The sequence below is a fragment of the Streptomyces sp. A01 genome (assembly GCF_059026195.1).
The window spans coordinates 260766-274879 of the sequence record NZ_JBWLKN010000002.1 but is presented as its reverse complement, the minus strand read 5'-3'; the positions used below and the strand labels follow the sequence as shown (position 1 = coordinate 274879).

Genomic DNA, 14114 nt, shown 5'->3' with positions numbered 1-14114 from the left:
CGTCACTCACAGGAAGTCCTCGTCGGTCACGGGGTCGGGGCTGAAGGCGGGATCGCCGTCTGAGCCGTCCCCGAAGCGGGTGCCGCCCACACGGGTGCCCACACGGGGACCGGCGGGGGCGGTGGATTCGGCGGCGCCGGGAGCCGCGCGTGTCGCGCCGGGGGCGGACGCGGCGCCCGGTGCTCCAGAGGAGCCGGAGCCGACGAGCCTGAGGCCACTCGGGGCGCCGGAAGGCCCACCGGCACCGGCGCGGTCACCGGCGCCTGCGATGTCCGCGCGGTCACCGGCGCTCCCGGCCTCCGCACTGGCGACGGTGCTGGACATCAGGGAGAGCGGCGGGCCGCCATGCGTCCACGGCGTGTTCTCCGGATCGGGCAGTTCCGGGCCGCCGCGCGGCGCGTGCTCGAACAACGTCCAGCAGACATGGTCACCGGGCTCGGGAACCGAACCGGGCTCCGGGACCTTGCCCCTGCCCATGCCGCCCGTGATCCGCAGCACAAGGGCGGGACCCGGGCCCTGTGAGGCATCGGCCCCGTGCGGCGCGGTCGTCTCGTATGTCACGAACTCGGCCGTCTGCGTCCGGCCGTCGGGCAGCGCGCGGTAAACCTTCGCGTTCTCGTCGAGCAGCGGGCGGTCGGCCGTGCGCACCGTGACGAGCGGGCGCGGGCGCGGCACCTTCGCCTCCGAGTACGCCATGACCACCTCGGTGATCTCCCCGGCGAACGCCTCGCCCGCGAGCCGACGGCCCGCCATCACCAGCGGGTCGTCCAGGGCCTCCTGCGCGTCCAGCTGGGCCTGCGCCGTCTCGCGCGCCGCGAGCTTCCGCGCCGCCGTCACCGCGTCGTCCCACTTCGGCTGCGGCGGCTCACCAGCGCGGACCCGGTCCCTGTGGCCGGTGTACGACCAGCGGTCCCGCTTCCAGCGATCGGCGACGTGGCCACCTTCCGGAAGCTGCCGCAGCAGGTCGACGGCGTGCCACAGGGCGTCCCAGGTGGGGCGCAGCTGCGAGGCGACCAGGTCGCGCACCTCCTGCTCGGCCGCCGCGATCTCCCGGGGCCTGCCCCTGCCGCGCGCCGCGTCGTACCGCGCCATGGCCGGGGCGAGGAGCCGGTTGTCGAACGCCGGGTCCGTAGCGGGCCCGGCGGGCGGGCACAGCAACTGCCCGGCGGCGTCGCGGCCCGCCTCGGCGCGCAGGGCCGCCGCGGCGCCGGACAGACCTTGCGGGGGATCGATCCACGCGAGGAGCGCCCCCAGGTGCTGGTCCTCCAGCCTGCTCTGGCCCGTCGCCCAGTGCCGCCCCAGCAGATCGGTCAGCGCGAGCAGCAGCGAGGACCCGGGAACGCGGGCCCGTTCGCCGTAGTGCGTCAGCCAGCGGCCGAGCAGCGGGACGCGGGCGGGCGAGAGCCGCGTCGCCTGCGGCGCACCATCCGTGTCCGCCAGGCTGCCGTCGCCGCCTCCGGCTCCGGGGGAGTCCGCGTCCAGGCCGGACAGCACGGCGCTCGCGGGCGCGCCGGGCGTGGCCGCGGCCTCCGGCTCCTGCTCGGCGGCCCTGCGGAACCGCATGGACCTGCCGAGCAGCCGTACGAAGTCGATGCCGGGACTGCTGGGGACCAGCAACTGCGGGGCGTCCGCGCACAGCTCGACCTGGACCGGGACCTTCTTTCCGGTCTCCGGGTCCGTCTCCTTGCGCTCCTCAAGCTCGACGTCGTCCGCGTAGGCGTCGAAATGCGGCAGCAGCGCCTCGGCCAGCTCGGCGAGGAAGCCGAACCGCAGGTCGCGGTCGCGCGGCTGCGGCACGACCAGCAGCCGTGGCGCGTCCCGGTCGGTGCCGACGAGCGCCCCGAGCGGCGCGCCCGCCTCACCGGCGGTCGTCAGCGGCACGAACGCCATCGGCCGCGCGGTGAGCTGCCGGTGCCGCACCGTCGCGCTGGGTGTCGCCTGCCCGCCGCGCACGGCCTCCATCCGCGCGAGCGTCGTCATCAGCGACATGAGACCTCCCCGAGCCGGCCCGCCCGATCGCCGCCCGCCGACGGCTGCCCGCAATCCCCGCCCACGCCCACGCCTGCGCCCGTGCCCGTGCCCGTACCGCCGTGTGCGGCGGCCAGTGCCTCGGCGCGCAGCGCCGCCGCGCGCCGCAGGGCGAGGACCGCGGCGTCGTCGGGGGCGGTCGGCTCCTCCGTGGAGCCGAGCGCGGCCGTGAGGACGGACTCGACCGTGGCCAGGCCGCCCAGTTCGCCCCGTATGCCCCGGCCCAGGGTCTCGACAGCGCCCGCGGCGCGGGCCCGCTCCCGGCAGTGGAAGGCCATCTCGCAGGCGGCCAGGCACTCCGGGGCATAGGCCGCCTCGACGGCCTCGACGACGGCGGCCAGCTCTTCGGCGGGCCGGGTCACGGTCTTGCCGTCGTCCGCCAGCCGCAGATCGAACGTGGCGCCCTGGGGGAGCGCGGCGGCGATCTCCTCGATCTGGGTCAGCCTGGCCAGCTGCCGACGGGTGACGGACAGCTGTTTGCGTACGTCGATCAGCTCGGCGGTCGGCAGGTTGGAGAAGTCCTTCGGGCAGACCAGCAGCGCGCGCTGGCGGACGAGCCCGGCCGCGCCGACCCTGCCGTCCACCGGGCCGCTGAGCCCGCCGCTCCCGGGCCCGTCGGGGGCCGGGAGCCCTTCACCGGGCGGCGCCGCCCGTACGGGCCGTGCGGGCGGCGCCGCCGCGTCCGCCAGGTCGCTGAGGGCCAGCACGTAGACAGCGGCCTGCCGCGCCGCCGCTCCCACCTTCGCCGGGTCGGCTGACCCGTCGAGCATCGGGAAGGACTTGATCTCCACGGTCGTCCAGCTGCCGTCCGGGTGCACCACCACGGCGTCGGGCTCCAGATAGGCGGGCGACCCGGCCACGTCGACGCTCACCATCGGGTGGTCGAGGAGCGCCCACCGTCCGGCGGCGGTGGCCTCCGTGAGGGCGAGCCGGGTGCGCGCCGCCCGGCCCTCGGGGCCGTCGGCCGTCAGCTCTGGCCTGTCGATGCCGCCCGGCTCAGGGCCCGGCCCTGGGTCGCTGAGCCGCTCCCGCAGCAGCTGGACCAGCTGCTCGCCGCGGTCCGCCTTGACGCGCGCCTCGAAGATGTTGCCCCGCTGGTGGGCGAACTGCGACTGGCCGAACGGCGCGGGGGCGCCGAGCGCACGCGCGAGCGCGGTCTTGTCCACTCCCACGCCGTCCAGCAGGGCGCGGCGACGGCAGCCCGGATTGGCCGCGAGCGCCGCCAGCGCGCGGGCGTCCAGTGGACGTGGCGCGACCTGCGGGCCCCGCAGCTCAGCGAGCCGCTGCCGGAGCGCCGTCCGCTGGCGCGGTGGCGTCCCGGTCGGACCCCCGGGTCGGCTGTTGGGGGATGCGTTCACCTGGCGAAGTCTCGCACCCGTCACTGACAATCGGCGCGGTCGCCTCGGCCGCGGCGGGCAAAGTGCTGGTCGAGGCGGCCACCGCGATGTCGCGCGTGGCGTCCGGGGTGGCGTCCGCGCTCGCTGTCGCGTCGGGAGCGGACACGTGCACGGGCCCGGGCGTGCCGCCCGTCGGTGCCGCCGCCTGCTTCGCCTTCTCCCCAGCCGCCGTCGTACCGACTGCCGCGCCGACCGCCGTCCCGGCCGTCGCCCCGGCCGTGGTGGCGGTCGCCTCGTCCTGGGCCGCCGAACCGGACCGGGCAGGCCGCGAGAGGAAGCGGTCCCGTGCCCGGTCGGCCACCCGCAGCGCGGGACGGGCCAGCAGGAGACCGATGCCCATCACGGCCGCACCGGCCACCGCGTCGATGAAGTAGTGGTTGGCGGTGCCCATCACCACGATCGTGGTGAGCAGCGGATAGGCGATTCCGGCTGCCTTCGTCCACGCCGACCGGCCGTACCGCCACAGCGCCATGCCGCACCACAGCGACCACCCCACGTGGAGGCTGGGCATCGCCGCGTACTGGTTGGTCAGCCCGCCGAGCCCGCGCGGCGCGCTCGCCTCGCCGCCCCACCAGCCGTACGAGCCGTACTGCGCCATGGTGTCCACGAACCCGTGGCCGCTGGCGAGGAGCCGGGGCGGGCAGGTCGGCAGTGTGATGAAGCCGATGAGACCCATCAGGGTGGAGAGCATCAGCCAGGTGCGCAGCACGCGGTAGCTGGCCGGGCGGCGCTTCCACAGCCAGACCAGGATGGCGGGCGTGACGACGTAGTGCAGTGACGCGTACGCGAAGTCGGCCGGTATGCCGAGCGAGGCGTGTCTGGTGAAGAGATCGTTCAGCGGCGTCTCGAAGTCGATGTGCAGCGCCTGCTCGAACCGGAGGATTCCCAGGCCGTGGTCGACCGCGCTGTCCACGGAACCGCGTGCGAGCAGTCGGCCAGCCGAGTACGCGACGTACACCAAAGCGATCAGCGGCAACTCCGCCCACCAGCGGGGCTGATTGCGCTGTGGTGTCCCGGTACGGGGCGCGGTGTGGGGCATCCGGACGCTCTCCCAATGTGATCAGGCGGCCAACAGGCGCGCAGTCAACCGTACGGTCTCCGCGGAGTGGTCCGCGCACCACCCCCGGAGAGCCGAGCGAAAGCCCGTGTTCACCTGGTGTTGTCATCCCCCTCAGGCGTGTGCGCAGGAGGGAAGACGTCGAGACCGCCCGACGGGTTGCGTCCCGAACCTGTAAGCGATGATGGACGAGGGGCGTCCGGTCCACCGGATCTGCCCCCGAACCTCCCCAGAACGAGCGAAAGGCTCTCCCCCATGGCCCCCCGCATCCTGCTGGCCCGCCACGGACAGACGGAGTGGTCGCTGGCCGGTCAGCACACGGGCCGCACGGACGTCCCGCTCCTGGACGAGGGGCGGCGCGGTGCCAAACTGCTCGGCGAGCGGCTGCACCGCGCGCCCTGGGACGGACTGCCGGACACGGAGGTCCGCACCAGTCCGCTGGTGCGTGCCAAGGAGACCTGCGAGCTCGCGGGCTTCGGCGACCGGGCGACGGAGTGGGACGCGCTGCAGGAGTGGGACTACGGCGCCTACGAAGGGCTCACGCCCGCCGAGATCAAGGCGCGGCGGCCCGACTGGCTGATCTGGCGCGACGGCGTGCCCACGGGCGCCGCCGGGGCCGTGAGCGTCGGCGAGACGCTGGATGAGGTCGCGGCGCGGGCCGATACGGTCGTGGAATGGGCCCGGTCCGCCGACCGCGACGTGCTGGTCTTCGCGCACGGCCACATCCTGCGCTCGCTCGCCGCGCGCTGGCTGGGCTTCGAGCTGTCCTTCGCCGCGCGCGTCCGGCTCGACCCGACCTCCCTGTCCACCCTCGGCTGGGCGTACGGCGAGCCCGCCATCGAGCGCTGGAACGACACGGGCCACCTCGGCTGACCGAGTGCCGGTCCCCGGCAGGCGGCTACGCGCGTTCCCGTAAGGCCCGCTTCACGCGCGGCGGGCGGCCCCGTAGCGGGTGAGGAAGCGGGCGACGACCGCGCTGCGCCGATACGGGCGTAATGCGCGTGCCACGTTGTCGACCATGCCTCTGATACGTGAAGAGTGGACCTCTTCCAGCAGGTCAAGCACCTGTTCGCCCGCCGCGGCCGCCTCGTCGGGGGCGCCGCCGCCGACCAGGTCGCCCGCGAGCTCGGCGGTGAACAAGGCGATGTTCCGCGTGAAGTGCGGGTCTTGCAGGGCGACCGCGTGACGCGCGTGCTCGGCCGCGCGATCCCACTCGCGCAGCGCCGACCAGCACTGCGCCTCCAGCCCCGCCAGCTCGGCGGCGCCGTAGAACGTCATCCACTCCGGATCGTCGTCCGAAGGCCCCCTGCTGAACAGCGCCTGCGCCCTGAGCAGCGCCTTCTCGCAGCCCGTCCGGTCCGCGAGCCCGGCCCTGCCGCCCGCCTCGCGCAGCGCCAGCAGCGACATCAGCCGGGGGGAAGCCAGCCGCCGCGCCGCTCGCTGCGCGGCCTGCGCGGACTGCACGGCCTCGCGTGGCCTGCCCGCGTCGCGCGCGAGGAACGCCGCGTTGCAGAAGGCGTGCGCCTCAAGCGCCAGGTCGTTGGAGACCCGCGCGGTGGCCAGCGCCTCCGCGTAGTGCGAGCGGGCCTCGCACACCTGCCCGGAGTCGTGTGCCAGCCATCCCACGGAGATGGTGAGTTCCCCGGCGCCGGCGCACAGCCGGTCGGTGACCGACTGGCGGCGGACGCCCGCGTCGAGCAACTGGTACGCCGCGCTGAGCGGCTGCATGGCGTCACGGTAGATGTCGTCCGCGCCGTGCCGGTCGTCGAGCAGCCGGATGTGGCGTACCGCCTCCTCCAGCGCCTCGGCCTCCGCGGCGCCGACCCGGCCGCGCGGCCGGGGGACGTACGGCAGCGGGGACGGCGCCGACCGGGGCGGGCGGGGCACTCGCGCCGCGCGCCCCCCGGCCGCCGTACCGCCGGTGCCGTCCGCGCCGCCGGGGCCCGGGGACGCCCACGCCGAGCTGAGTTCCAGGGAGGCGGCGGCGATCGTGGCTGAGCCGATGGTCATGAACGCGCGCCGCAGCACATCGCTCTCCTCGTCGCTACGGGTGGATCTGTCGTTCGGGCCGGTGCCCGCGCGGAGAGGGGCTTCCGCGAGCGGGACCTGGGGAGGCGGCGGCTGGCGGAGCGGACCTGCCGGGGAGCCGGGGGAGCCGGGGAGATCCGGGGGAGCGGCCTGCCGGGGTACGCCCGCGCCCCCGCGCGTCCCGTGTCCGCGTACCGTCTCGCGGTCCGCGAATCCCAGGTCGGTGAGCGTACGGCCGGGGAACATGTGCCGGAACACCCGCTCGTAGGCGTAGTTGGGGCAGCGGATCGCCCCGGACTCGACGCGTCCGATATACCGGGCGTCGCACGAGACGTGTTCACCGATCTCGCGGGCCGCGCGTCGCACGATCGCCGCGAACTCACCGGGGGAGAGCTGCCCGCGCAACCTCCGGAAAGCCGTGTTCGACTGCGGCGACAAAGATCCCGGCGTCGACGCCATGGCCGTGCCCCTCCTGGCGATCCGCGCCCCGGACGCTGCCACGGGGCGGAACTGCTGCCGTGTCGGCGGCACGACCGTACCGGCTGTAACGGTCCAAGCACCCAGGGTTTAGCAACAAACCGGATATCTCGCCCACGATCTGCCATGAAGTGCCATCATTTGCAGCGGCCCGTCGCCGTAGCTGTTGACGCGGCGTCGCGTTGAGCCGGGTGAACGACGCAACGACGCGCGGAGGAAGGGGCCACCATGCCGGAGGCCGCAACAGCGACCGGGGCAGACACCAGCGGATCGCGAGTGCCCGCGCAGCTTCTCCACCGGCTGGACGGCGACCGTAGCCGATCGCCGGACGATGTGTGTGGAGCGCCACCCTGCGACCTCGTCACCGTCCCCGCCCGGCAGGGGTTCGAGGCGGTGGACATCCTGCGGCTGCGCGAGACGGGCGGCGTCGGCCCGGTCCTCCATGACGGTGCCTGTGACACCCTCGGTTTCGTCGTGCCCGCCGGGACGGCGGACGGCTGGGACGTGCCCGGCAGCGCCTGTACGGAGGTGCACGGGCGGGGGGCGCGCGCGGAGCGCGGCGTCCCCGTCGAACCGCCGCCCCTCGCCGGTTCGGGCTGGCTGGTGCCGCCCACCGCCGCCTACACGACCGCCACCGACCCCGTGATGCTGCGCGCCGCGCTCGGCGAGGCCGCCCGCGTCATCGAGGCGCTCGACCGCTGCCGCTGACGCCGTACCGCGCGCCCCGGGGCGCGGCTCATCGCCGTCCCGGGGCGGCCCGGTCGGCGGCGATACTGGTCAGGTGGCGAAGGGCATGCGCGGGAAGAAGCGAACGGGCGAACGGCCAGGCGGCGGCGAGCGGGCCCCGGAAGAGGACGGGGCGCGGCGCACGCGTGCGCGCGGGCGTGCCGCGGAGCCGGTCACCGCTCCCGTCGAGGGCGGGCTCGCCGAACTCATACCCGACCGCGACCGGCCGCGCGGCTGGACCCTGCTGCTCGACGGCGCCCCGCAGTCTCACGTGGACCTCGACGACCCCGGGTACCTCGACTTCGCGTACCAGCGCAGACTCGGGCACATCGCCGACCTCGCCGCGCCGCCGGGCCGCTCCCTCCAGGCCGTACACCTCGGCGGCGGCGCCTTCACCCTCGCCCGCTATATCGCGGCCTCCCGGCCCCGTTCGACCCAGCAGATCGTCGAACTCGACGCCGCGCTTGTCCAGTTCGTCCGGCGTGAGCTGCCCCTGGAGGGCGGCTGGCGCATCCGCGTGCGCGGGGGCGACGCCCGTGCCGGACTCGGCAAGGTGCCGGACGGCTGGGCCGACTTGATCATCGCCGACGTGTTCCACGGCGCCCGCACCCCCGCGCATCTGACCAGCACCGAATTCCTGACCGAGGTCCGCCGCGCGCTGCGGCCCGGCGGGCTGTACGCGGCGAACATCGCCGACGGCCCGCCGCTGGCGTACCTCCGCTCCCAGATCGCCACCGCCCGCGCGGTCTTTCCGGAGGTGTGCCTGACCGCCGACCCGGCGGTGCTCCGCGGGCGGCGCTTCGGCAACGCCGTACTGCTGGCCGGTGACGAGGCGCTGCCGGTCGCCGAGCTGACCCGGCGCGTGGCAGGCGACCCCCACCTGGGCCGCGTCGAACACGGCCGGGCGCTGGCCGACTTCACCGGCGGCGCGGCCCCCACCACCGACGCGGGCGCCACACCGTCCCCGGCGCCGCCCGCGGCCGTCTTCGAGTGAGCGACGCGGGCACCGCGGGCCGGGTGCGCGGCCCGCTCCTGAGTGCGGTGGGTGAACGCGGAAGGCTCCCAAGGACGCCCATCGGGTGAAGAGTTGAAGCGTCGGCGCTGACCAGCACCGGAAAGCAACGCGCGAGGCGGCGCCGGCGTCACCCGACTGCTGTTGAATGTCCCCCGATTGTCGGCGCGGCGGAGGTACGCCGCATGAGGCGGAGGTGGCTATGGCGGCGACCAGACGGCACGGGACGGGGCGGGCCAGGCCCACCCTGGAAGAGGTCGCCGCGCGTGCCGGAGTCGGCCGTGGCACCGCCTCCCGGGTGATCAACGGATCGCCCCGGGTCAGCGAGCGGACCCGGGCCGCCGTCGAGCAGGCGGTCGCCGACCTCGCGTACGTGCCCAACCGGGTGGCCCGCGCGCTGGCCGCCAACCGGGCCGACGCCGTCGCCCTGGTCATCCCCGAGCCGGAGACCCGGCTGTTCGCCGAGCCGTACTTCTCCGACATCATCCGGGGCGTCGGCACCGAACTCGCCGACACCGATCTGCAACTGCTGCTCACCCTCGTCCGCACCCCCAAGGAGCGAAAACGCCTCGGCGACTACCTCGCCGCGCACCGCGTCGACGGCGTGCTGCTGGTCTCCGTCCACGCCGACGACCCGCTGCCGGACCTGCTGGAGCGCATCGACATGCCCGCCGTACTCGGGGGCCGCCGTACCGCCCGCGAGACGGTCCCGTACGTCGACTCCGACAACATCGGCGGCGCGCGGGCGGCCGTGGCGCATCTGGTGGAACGTGGCCGCCGGTCCATCGCCACCATCACAGGACCCCTCGACATGTACGTCGCCCAATGCCGCTTCGACGGCTACCGCGACGCCCTGGACTGTGCCGGGCTGCCCCGCGACCCCGGGCTGACTGAGCACGCCGACTTCACCGAGGACGGCGGCAGGCGCGCGATGGCCGCCCTCCTCGACCGGCACCCCGACCTGGACGCGGTGTTCGCCGCTTCCGACGTGATGGCCGCGGGCGCCCGCCAGGCGCTGCGGGCGAGCGGGCGCCGGGTGCCTGACGACGTGGCCCTCGTCGGCTTCGACGACTCGCCCATAGCCCGCCACATGGACCCGCCGCTGACCAGCGTCCGGCAGTCGACGGAGGAGATGGGCCGGGCCATGGCCCGGGCGCTGCTGGAACAGATCAAGGACCACCCGGCGGACGACGCCCCAGCCCCCCACCCCGGACTCGTGCTGCCCACCGAACTGGTCTGCCGCGCCTCGTCCTGAGCCCCGCCCCCGGCGATGCCGGCGGGGACGGGGCCGTCGATGTGCGGTGCGCTCGTCTCCAGCGCACGCTGGAGGCATGGCTGACCACCCTCCCGTGATCGTCCACCCGCCCTCGCCGTCGGGCGGGCGTCGCGTCACGATCCGCGGCGTGATCGTCGGCCTCGCGCACGGCCGGGGAGACGTAGCGGAGTTCCTGCGCCGGGCCGGGGCCGACCCGGACGAGGTCCCGCTCGACGACCCGGCCCAGATCGAGTGGCGCGGCGGCGACATGGACCACTGGCCGCCTCCTGTTGGCTAGCCGCCGGTACGGCCCCGTACGAGGCGCCTCGCACGGGCCACGCGTACGCCCGCGCGCGGAGGCGGGCGGACACGTACGACAGGCGACGCGCACGACAGGGGGCAGGTGTCCAGGGCGCTGCGGCCGGGCGTGATGATCTGCTGAACGCGGGCGGCGTCAGGGCGTCGGCGTCGGGGCGTGAGCGCCAGGCGGTGTGAGCGCCAGGCTGCGTCAGGGCCCCAGCGCGCGTTCCGGGTGGCACGCCTCGCACCCGGACGCGGCGCCCGTACGCAGCAACCCCGCCGCGTCCGCCGTCGTCACCCGCTCGTGCGCGTCCCGCGCCTGCCAGCAGTCCCGCCGGTGCAGCCGCTGCCATGGTCCCTCGCCGAACTGGCGCAGCGGCTCCACCACCCACTGCCGGCCCGCGACAGCGCCCAGCGTGGGCACGGCGCTGTAGTCCTCGCCGGGGATGGGAGCGATCTTCTCGGAGTGCACGCTGATCGGCGTCGGCGCCCCGGCGGGCCGGGTGAGGCCGCCGTCCCCTTCGTAGCGGCTCGGCAGGATCGCCTCGCACTCGAACCACCAGCGGCCGTCCGCCGTGCGGATGCGGCTCGTCACGATGACGTCGAGCTCCTGCCCGTCGGGCATGGTCGCCCGGGCCCAGGGCCCCACCTTCGTCCGCCACTGCTCCGCTTCCACGTATCGAATAATAGTTCGATAATCGAGTTGGGCTGGCCCTCGGCGGCCCGGACGTCGCACTCCAGCCCGGCGAGCCCGGGCCCGCCACCGGTGCGGCTTCCTGTTCAGTGACGTGCGCCACGCTGGGGCGAGGGGGCGGTGGGGAGGGTGGCCGAGAGAGGGGAAAGGGGGTCGTACCCCGCGTAGCCGACATGGGCGGCATGGTGGCGAATGGTCGATGTGGGAGTAATACGACACAGCGGTGATGGGACGGTGAAGGGCGGCGGTAGTCCGTGATGTGGCGTGACGTCGTGTCAGGGGCGCTGCGGGCACCGAAGCTTCAGCGGTCGCGCGGGGACACACCGGCCTGTGTTCCCATCGTGTTCCCAAATTTTCGGCACGACGAAGGGCCTGCCCTGCTTTCGCAGGTCAGGCCCTTGATCATTAAGGGTGAGTAACGGGACTTGAACCCGCGACATCCTGGACCACAACCAGGTGCTCTACCAGCTGAGCTATACCCACCACGTTGTCCGGTGCTTTCCGTACCGGCCGAGAAAAAGTGTACAGGGTCTGAAGGGGTGCTCGCTCCCAGCTTTTCTGGGAGCTGGGAGCGAGCTGCGTCACTAGGGCGACGAGGGCAGTACGTACTTCTCCGCGATCGTCTTGGCGGTCGCCGAATCCGGACCGGGCTGCGGCACGAAGACCGCCTCACGGTAGTAGCGGAGCTCCGCGATGCTCTCCTTGATGTCGGCGAGCGCCCGGTGGTTGCCGCTCTTCTCCGGGCTGTTGAAGTACGCCCTCGGATACCAGCGGCGGGCCAGTTCCTTGATGGAGGAGACATCGACGATCCGGTAGTGGAGGTGACCCTCCAGGCCGGGCATGTCGCGCAGCAGGAAACCACGGTCGGTGCTGACCGAGTTTCCGCACAGCGGTGCCTTCCCCGCCTCCGGCACCTGCGCCCTGATGTACGCCAGGACTTGCTGCTCGGCGTCGGCGAGCGTCGTGCCGCCGTCCAGCTCGTCGAGCAGCCCGGAAGCGGTGTGCATCTCGCGCACCACCTCCGGCATGGTGGTGAGCGCTTCGGCGGGTGGACGGATCACGATGTCCACACCGTCGCCGAGGATGTTCAGTTCGGAGTCGGTGACCAGCGCGGCCACCTCAATGAGCGCGTCGTCGGACAGCGAGAGGCCGGTCATCTCGCAGTCGATCCACACCATGCGATCGTTCATGTGCTTCACCCTACGGGGCGTTCCCGCTGGCCGGGCAGGCTGGCGCGACCGACGCCCCGGCCGGACTGCTCGGGAAGGCGCGGGGCGTACGCGTCCGACTCCGGTTTCCCGGGTTCGGCGCCGCCGTGCCCGAAGGCCGACGTGCTTGTCGAGCCGCCGTGCGCGGCCGCCGCCGCCACCGGTGCCCGGCGTACCGGCACCGGCTCGCCGGGACGCTGCTCCATCAGCTCGGCCCGGTCGGCACGTTCGTGGCGTTCCGTCCGGTCGATGCGGTCCGGTGGGCCGCTCTGTGGCCTGCGCGCCCGGTAGGCCGCCCGGTAGGCGGCGGGGGAGGACCCCAGCTGCCGCCGGAAATGGCCGCGCAGTGCGACTGGTGAGCGGAAGCCGCAGCGTCCGGCGACCTCGTCGACGGAGTAGTCGGAGGTCTCCAGCAGCCGCTGCGCCTGCAGCACCCGCTGGGTGATCAGCCACTGCAGTGGAGCGCTCCCAGTGAGTGAGCGGAATCGCCGGTCGAAGGTCCGGCGGCTCATGTAGGCGCGAGCCGCCAGCGCCTCCACATCGAACTGCTCGTGCAGATGCTCCAGCGCCCACGCGACGACCTCGGCCAGCGGGTCGGCGCCGATTTCCTCTGGTAATGACCTGTCGAGGTAGCGCTCCTGACCGCCGGACCGGCGCGGCGGGACGACGAGGCGGCGGGCAAGCGCCCCCGCGGCGTCGGCGCCGTGGTCGGTACGTACGACATGGAGACACAGGTCGATGCCCGCGGCTGTGCCCGCTGAGGTCAGCACGTCGCCGTCGTCCACGAACAGCTCTCTCGGGTCCACGTGGACGGACGGATAGCGCTTGGCGAGCGTCGGCGCGTACATCCAGTGCGTCGTCGCGGGGCGGCCGTCGAGCAGTCCGGCGGCAGCCAGTACGAACGCTCCGGTGCACAGGCCGACGATGCGGGCGCCCTCTTCGTGGGCGCGGCGCAACGCGTCAAGCGCGGCCGTGGGTGGAGACTGGGTGATCGACCGCCAAGCCGGTACGACGACGGTGCCGGCCCGTGAGAGGGCCTCCAAGCCGTACGGCGCGGTCAGTTCGAGTCCGCCAGTGGTGCGCAGTGGTACGTCTTCGCCCGCGCACACCAGCAATCGGTAGCGAGGAACGCCGGCGTCCTGCCGGTCGATGCCGAAGACAGAGAGCGGTATGGAGCTCTCGAAAATGGGGCCGCCGCTGAAGAGCAGCACTGCGACGATCTCCCGGCGGCGGCGTCCGGAGAGCTTTCGGGCGGCCTCCGGTACGGTTGTGGAGTCCTGGCTCATGGAACTAAGCCCCCCTGGGTGGTCGCGTCCTCTCGGTCCTGCACGTTTCCCCTCGGTCCTGAACGGTTCCCCCGCCGGTCATGGCCAAGATCGAATCTACTGCGTCGCGTGTGGTCACCGTGACCAGTTCACCACCCGCCCGTAAGTCGACATGACAACTTGGCGTAAAGCATTCGATCACGAAGCGTTGCACTCGGAGCGCCCGCTGGGAAGTGCGCCTTTCGCCCACGCCCACTCCCCGTAGGGGGTACGCACCCCCAACACTCCTTTCCTAGCTGGTCAGACGGGGGATTGGGGGGGTGTTTGCCAACAGGGACAACTTGTTCCGAAGTTGGCTGAAAACCGTTGGCCGCAAACGTACGAGCGGGTCAGCCGACCGGCGTACGCCTCTTGGAAGAGGTGGCTACCAGCCGCCTCGGCGAGCGCCGTACGCACGCGATGTGCGCGGTTGCGAGGCCCGTTCGGCGGCCGCGTGAGCCGCGCGCCGCTCTGATTGCCGGAGCAACGCCCGGCACGCGGCGGTCACGGCTGTCAGCCCCAGCGCGGTGCCCACCGCGCCGCCGAACGAGGAGCCGCACGCCACCAGGACGACGGGCACCAGGGCGCAGCTGAAGGTGCCCCAGCGGATCACGTCGCTCGCCGGGTC

Annotated in this window: 11 protein-coding genes, 1 tRNA gene and 1 pseudogene; 5 read left to right on the top strand and 8 right to left on the bottom strand. The window is 73.6% G+C overall.

Annotated elements, in window-relative coordinates; all coding sequences use genetic code 11:
* Positions 1-333: 333 nt before the first annotated feature.
* The 3 genes and pseudogenes from AC5P1B_RS03530 to AC5P1B_RS03520 all read right to left on the bottom strand — a co-directional run.
* A pseudogene (locus AC5P1B_RS03530) lies at positions 334-1989 on the bottom strand (hypothetical protein); the annotation flags it as partial.
* On the bottom strand, positions 1980-3386 hold the full coding sequence (locus AC5P1B_RS03525) for a hypothetical protein (protein ID WP_493884679.1): 1407 nt from the start codon (positions 3384-3386) through the stop codon (positions 1980-1982). The gene AC5P1B_RS03525 and the pseudogene AC5P1B_RS03530, both read right to left, overlap by 10 nt.
* The gene (locus AC5P1B_RS03520) at positions 3301-4464 is read right to left on the bottom strand and encodes a phosphatase PAP2 family protein (RefSeq protein WP_493884678.1); all 1164 of its coding nucleotides are present in this window, start codon (positions 4462-4464) and stop codon (positions 3301-3303) included. Before AC5P1B_RS03520 ends, AC5P1B_RS03525 begins: the two co-directional genes overlap by 86 nt.
* Before the next feature lie 273 nt (positions 4465-4737).
* Between AC5P1B_RS03520 and AC5P1B_RS03515 the strand changes: the two genes are divergently transcribed.
* Positions 4738-5355 (top strand): histidine phosphatase family protein, encoded by a 618-nt coding sequence (locus AC5P1B_RS03515; RefSeq protein WP_493884677.1) that lies wholly within the window; start codon positions 4738-4740, stop codon positions 5353-5355.
* 51 nt (positions 5356-5406) lie between these two features.
* Here AC5P1B_RS03515 and AC5P1B_RS03510 read toward each other — a convergent pair whose 3' ends face one another.
* On the bottom strand, positions 5407-6969 hold the full coding sequence (locus AC5P1B_RS03510; RefSeq protein ID WP_493884676.1) for an NsdA family TPR-like regulatory protein: 1563 nt from the start codon (positions 6967-6969) through the stop codon (positions 5407-5409).
* A 246-nt stretch (positions 6970-7215) separates the two neighbouring features.
* On the opposite strand from AC5P1B_RS03510, the gene AC5P1B_RS03505 reads away from it, so the two are divergent.
* From AC5P1B_RS03505 to AC5P1B_RS03490, 4 genes are all read left to right on the top strand, one after another.
* Positions 7216-7695 (top strand): hypothetical protein, encoded by a 480-nt coding sequence (locus tag AC5P1B_RS03505; protein WP_493884675.1) that lies wholly within the window; start codon positions 7216-7218, stop codon positions 7693-7695.
* A gap of 73 nt (positions 7696-7768) precedes the next feature.
* Positions 7769-8707, top strand: coding sequence for a spermidine synthase (locus AC5P1B_RS03500; protein ID WP_493884674.1), 939 nt, complete (start codon positions 7769-7771; stop codon positions 8705-8707).
* A gap of 220 nt (positions 8708-8927) precedes the next feature.
* Positions 8928-9980: a LacI family DNA-binding transcriptional regulator gene (locus AC5P1B_RS03495; protein ID WP_493884673.1), complete on the top strand. Its 1053-nt coding sequence runs from the start codon at positions 8928-8930 to the stop codon at positions 9978-9980.
* Positions 9981-10056: 76 nt separating this feature from the next.
* Positions 10057-10278, top strand: a complete 222-nt coding sequence (locus AC5P1B_RS03490; protein WP_493884672.1) for a hypothetical protein — start codon at positions 10057-10059, stop codon at positions 10276-10278.
* Positions 10279-10488: 210 nt separating this feature from the next.
* On the opposite strand, the gene AC5P1B_RS03485 is transcribed toward AC5P1B_RS03490, so the two are convergent.
* The 4 genes from AC5P1B_RS03485 to AC5P1B_RS03470 form a co-directional block, all read right to left on the bottom strand.
* A complete protein-coding gene (locus AC5P1B_RS03485) occupies positions 10489-10956 on the bottom strand; it encodes a DUF6233 domain-containing protein (protein WP_493884671.1) in 468 nt (155 codons plus the stop codon).
* A gap of 428 nt (positions 10957-11384) precedes the next feature.
* A tRNA-His gene (locus tag AC5P1B_RS03480) sits at positions 11385-11457 on the bottom strand.
* A 101-nt stretch (positions 11458-11558) separates the two neighbouring features.
* Positions 11559-12164 (bottom strand): oligoribonuclease, encoded by a 606-nt coding sequence (gene orn, locus AC5P1B_RS03475; RefSeq protein ID WP_493884670.1) that lies wholly within the window; start codon positions 12162-12164, stop codon positions 11559-11561.
* Between the two features lie 5 nt (positions 12165-12169).
* Entirely contained in the window at positions 12170-13468 is a 1299-nt protein-coding gene (locus AC5P1B_RS03470; protein ID WP_493884669.1) for a helix-turn-helix domain-containing protein, read from the bottom strand.
* Between the last annotated feature and the right edge of the window lie 646 nt (positions 13469-14114).

Bases quoted from the DNA above. Each gene is read 5' to 3' on its own strand.
- AC5P1B_RS03520 (WP_493884678.1), bottom strand. From the start codon at position 4,464: ATGCCCCACACCGCGCCCCGTACCGGGACACCACAGCGCAATCAGCCC.
- AC5P1B_RS03515 (WP_493884677.1), top strand. From the start codon at position 4,738: ATGGCCCCCCGCATCCTGCTGGCCCGCCACGGACAGACGGAGTGGTCG.
- AC5P1B_RS03510 (WP_493884676.1), bottom strand. From the start codon at position 6,969: ATGGCGTCGACGCCGGGATCTTTGTCGCCGCAGTCGAACACGGCTTTC.
- AC5P1B_RS03505 (WP_493884675.1), top strand. From the start codon at position 7,216: ATGCCGGAGGCCGCAACAGCGACCGGGGCAGACACCAGCGGATCGCGA.
- AC5P1B_RS03495 (WP_493884673.1), top strand. From the start codon at position 8,928: ATGGCGGCGACCAGACGGCACGGGACGGGGCGGGCCAGGCCCACCCTG.
- AC5P1B_RS03490 (WP_493884672.1), top strand. From the start codon at position 10,057: ATGGCTGACCACCCTCCCGTGATCGTCCACCCGCCCTCGCCGTCGGGC.
- orn (WP_493884670.1), bottom strand. From the start codon at position 12,164: ATGAACGATCGCATGGTGTGGATCGACTGCGAGATGACCGGCCTCTCG.
- AC5P1B_RS03470 (WP_493884669.1), bottom strand. From the start codon at position 13,468: ATGAGCCAGGACTCCACAACCGTACCGGAGGCCGCCCGAAAGCTCTCC.